General features: G+C 75.7%; 4 protein-coding genes. All 4 read left to right on the plus strand.

The annotated features are described in order from the left end of the window. Window positions 1-48 precede the first annotated feature (48 nt). The 4 genes from DQW06_RS16975 (at window position 49) to DQW06_RS16990 (ending at window position 3,297) form a co-directional block, all read left to right on the plus strand. The gene (locus DQW06_RS16975; RefSeq protein ID WP_026338530.1) at window positions 49-414 is read left to right on the plus strand and encodes a VOC family protein; all 366 of its coding nucleotides are present in this window, start codon (window positions 49-51) and stop codon (window positions 412-414) included. Between the two features lie 139 nt (window positions 415-553). Next, a complete protein-coding gene (locus DQW06_RS16980; RefSeq protein WP_117198898.1) occupies window positions 554-1,258 on the plus strand; it encodes a phosphoribosyltransferase in 705 nt (234 codons plus the stop codon). Window positions 1,259-1,342: 84 nt separating this feature from the next. Next, on the plus strand, window positions 1,343-2,002 hold the full coding sequence (locus DQW06_RS16985) for a dienelactone hydrolase family protein (protein WP_071621728.1): 660 nt from the start codon (window positions 1,343-1,345) through the stop codon (window positions 2,000-2,002). Next, window positions 1,999-3,297: an erythromycin esterase family protein gene (locus DQW06_RS16990; RefSeq protein WP_013152239.1), complete on the plus strand. Its 1,299-nt coding sequence runs from the start codon at window positions 1,999-2,001 to the stop codon at window positions 3,295-3,297. The genes DQW06_RS16985 and DQW06_RS16990 overlap by 4 nt, the downstream gene beginning before the upstream one ends. The last annotated feature ends 385 nt before the right edge of the window (window positions 3,298-3,682 follow it).

Genomic DNA, 3,682 nt, shown 5'->3' on the forward strand with positions numbered 1-3,682 from the left:
GTGCGGCCCGCGGCCGCGGGCCGCACGGCGAACCGAGGGGAGCGCCACGTGCGCCTGGTCTGCGTACTCGACACCAACGACCTCCATGCCGCCGCCGACTTCTGGTGCGCCGCGCTGGGCTTCGAGCGCGAGGAGGGCCAGCACCCGGTCTACCTCGCGCTGAAGGACCCGGGCGGGCGCTGGCCCGACCTGGTCCTCCAGAAGGTGCCCGAGCCCCGCTCCGGCAAGAACCGGATGCACCTGGACCTGGTCGTCCACGACCTGGACGCGGAGGTCGAGCGGGTGCGCGCGCTGGGCGCGGAGGTGCTGCGCCCGGCCTACGAGGAGGACGGCCACCTGCTGGCGGTCCTGGCCGACCCCGAGGGCAACGAGTTCTGCGTGGTCGAGCGCCTCGACGGCACCCTGGGCGGGTAGCGCGCGCCCGGTCCGCGCCATGTGTGCGCCGAAGGCGCCGGGGTAGCGCTCACCACACGGCCGGCGCGCCGCCGAACCGCGCGGACGCGGGCCGTCGCGCCACGGGATCCAGACGACGCGACCGGGTGAGGTGGCACACGTGTTTCGGGACCGGCGAGAGGCGGGCGAGCGGCTCGCCCGCGCGGTGGCGGAGCGGGCGGGACCGCTCCCGCGCGTGCTGGCCCTGCCCCGGGGCGGCGTCCCCGTGGCCAGGCCCGTCGCCGACGCCCTCGGCGTGCCGCTGGACATCGTGGTCGCGCGCAAGATCCCCGCCCCCGGCAGCCCGGAGACGGCGATCGGGGCGACCACGGCCGAGGGCCCCGCGCTGTTCGACCAGAGGGCGCTGGACCTGCTGGGCATCCCCGAGGGACGCCTGGCCGAGATGGTCGGGGCCCAGCAGGCCGAGGCGCGGCGCAGGCTGCTGGCCTACCGGGGGGAGGACCCCGAGCCCGAGGTCACCGGATACGACGTCGTGGTGGTCGACGACGGCCTGGCCACCGGGATGAGCGCCAGGGCGGCGCTGACCTCGGTGCTCACCCGGCGCCCCGCGTCCCTGACGCTGGCCGTCCCCGTGGGCGCGCCCGAAGCCGTCCGCGCGCTCTCCGGCGTCTGCGACCGGGTCGTCTGCCTGGAGACACCGCCGGACTTCGGCGCGGTCAGCCTCTGGTACGCGAGGTTTCCCCAGGTCACCGATGACGAGGTGCGCGGCCTGCTGGTGAGGCTTCCCCGAGGGCCCGGAGAACCCGGCGGCCCGGGTTCCCACGGCTCCGGCGGTCCCGGAGACGGCCCTCCCGGCCGCCCCTGACCGTCACCGGCCGCCGCGCACGCGGCGGACGACACCGGGTCGGCGCACCGCACGGGAGGCCGACCCCCACGAAGGGAGAGGACCATGACCGCCGTCGACGTGACGGTACGCACGCCGGACGCGCTGCTCGACGGGCGGCTGGCCGTGTTCCCCGGGGCGACCGCGGTCGTGGCCTTCGCGCACGGCAGCGGGAGCTCACGCCACAGCCCGCGCAACCGGGCCGTCGCCGAGGAGCTCAACCGGGTCGGGGTCGCCACGCTCCTGCTGGACCTGCTCACCCCGGAGGAGGAGCGCGCCGACAGCGCGACCGGGCGGCAGCGCTTCGACATCGACCTGCTCACCCGGCGGCTCACCGGCACCGTGGACTGGCTGGCCGGACACGAGGACACCGCGGGGACGCCCATCGGCCTGTTCGGCGCCAGCACCGGCGCCGCCGCCGCGCTGAGGACCGCGGCCGAGCGCCCCGACCTGGTCGCCGCGGTGGTCTCGCGCGGCGGCCGCCCCGACCTCGCGGGCACCGAGGCGCTCCAGGTCGTGCGCGCCCCCACGCTGCTCATCGTCGGTGGCGCGGACACCGAGGTCCTGCGGCTCAACGAGGACGCGGCCGACCGGCTCAGCGCTCCGCACCGGATCCACGTCGTCCCCCGCGCCACCCACCTGTTCGAGGAACCGGGTGCGCTGGAGGAGGTGGCCGACGCCGCCTCCGGCTGGTTCGCGGGCATCCTGGGCGAGGCGGAGCGATGAGCCCCGGGACCGGCCCGGACGCCCTCCCGCGGCTGTCCGGCCCGAGGTCGCTGGACCCGCTCCTGGAGCGGATCGGCGACGCGCGCTACGTGCTGCTGGGCGAGGCCTCGCACGGCACCGCCGAGTTCTACCGCTGGCGGGCGGAACTGACCCGGCGGCTGATCGACGAGGCGGGCTTCTCCTTCGTCGCGGTGGAGGGCGACTGGCCCGACTTCCAGCAGCTGCACTGCGGCGTCGTGGGCGCGCCGGGGGCGCCCGAGGACCCCAGACGGATCCTGGAGGGCTTCCGCAGGTGGCCGCAGTGGATGTGGGCCAACACCGAGGTGCTGGAGTTCGCCCGGTGGCTGCGCGAACACAACCTGGGGCTCGCGCCGGAGCGGCGCGCCGGGTTCTTCGGCCTGGACGTCTACAGCCTGTGGGAGTCGCTGTACGCGGTGCTGGGGTGGCTGCGCGAGAACATGCCCGAGCAGGTGGAACCGGCTCTGAACGCCTACCGCTGCTTCCAGCCCTACGGAGAGGACCCCCAGGCCTACGCCCGCGCGACGCGGCTGGTGCCCGAGAGCTGCGAGGCGGAGGTCGTGCGCCTGCTGGCCGGGCTGCGCGAGCGGGCGGGGGAGGCCTCCTCCGCCGAGGACCTGGCCGAGTTCGCCGCGCGCCAGAACGCCGAGGTGCTCGCGGACGCCGAACAGTACTACCGGGCGCTGGTGCGCGGCGGCCCCGAGTCGTGGAACGTCCGCGACCACCACATGGCCGACACGCTCGACCGGCTCATGGAGTACCACGGGCCCGGAGCCAAGGCCGTGGTGTGGGAGCACAACACCCATGTCGGCGACGCGCGCGCCACCGACATGGCCGCCTCGGGCATGGTCAACGTGGGGCAGTTGGTGCGTGAGCGCCACGGCGACGAGGGCGTGGTCCTCGTCGGCTTCGGCACCTACGAGGGCCGGGTCATGGCCGCCCGGGCCTGGGGGGAGACCCCCGAGCCGATGCCGGTGCCCGCGGCGCGCCACGGGAGCGTGGAGGCGCTGCTGCACCAGTCGTTCGAGGGGGAGACGGGCCTGCTGCTCCTGACCGGCGAGGGGGCGGTCGATCCGTTCGCGGGCGAGGTCCTGCCGCACCGCGCCGTCGGCGTCATCTACCACCCCGGACGCGACGGGCTGCGCAACTACGTGCCGACCGTGCTGGGGGAGCGCTACGACGCCTTCGTGTTCGTCGACCGCACCCGCGCGCTCACGCCCCTGCACGAGGTCGAGGAGGACTCGGGTGAGGAGGGGACCTGGCCCAGCGGCCAGTGACCCGGCCGGGCCGTCCCTGATCCGGACCGGATGCCTCCGCTGACGCGCGCGGATTCCGGTCCCGCCCGCTGCCCGGTTGTCCGCGGACACGACCGACGGTGCGGCCGTGCGGACACGGCGCCGCCGTCCCCGACGCGCGGCCCCGGGGCCGGGGGAGCAGCGGACAGGGCAGGGGCGCCGGAGCGGAGGTCGCGCACACGGGCGAGGACGAGGAGACCCCGTCGATGGGCTGGTGCCCTGGGCGGGCCCTTCGCGTTCGGCATCCGCGGCCCGGTACCCGGTTCGAGAGCCCTGCCGGATGCGATACAGTTTCACCTGTTGGCGGCGCCGGGAACGGCGTTCGCGCAGCGGACGGGACGTAGCGCAGTTTGGCAGCGCACTTGAC

The organism is Nocardiopsis sp. TNDT3 (assembly GCF_003427465.1).
Taxonomy (GTDB): Bacteria; Actinomycetota; Actinomycetes; order Streptosporangiales; family Streptosporangiaceae; genus Nocardiopsis; species Nocardiopsis dassonvillei.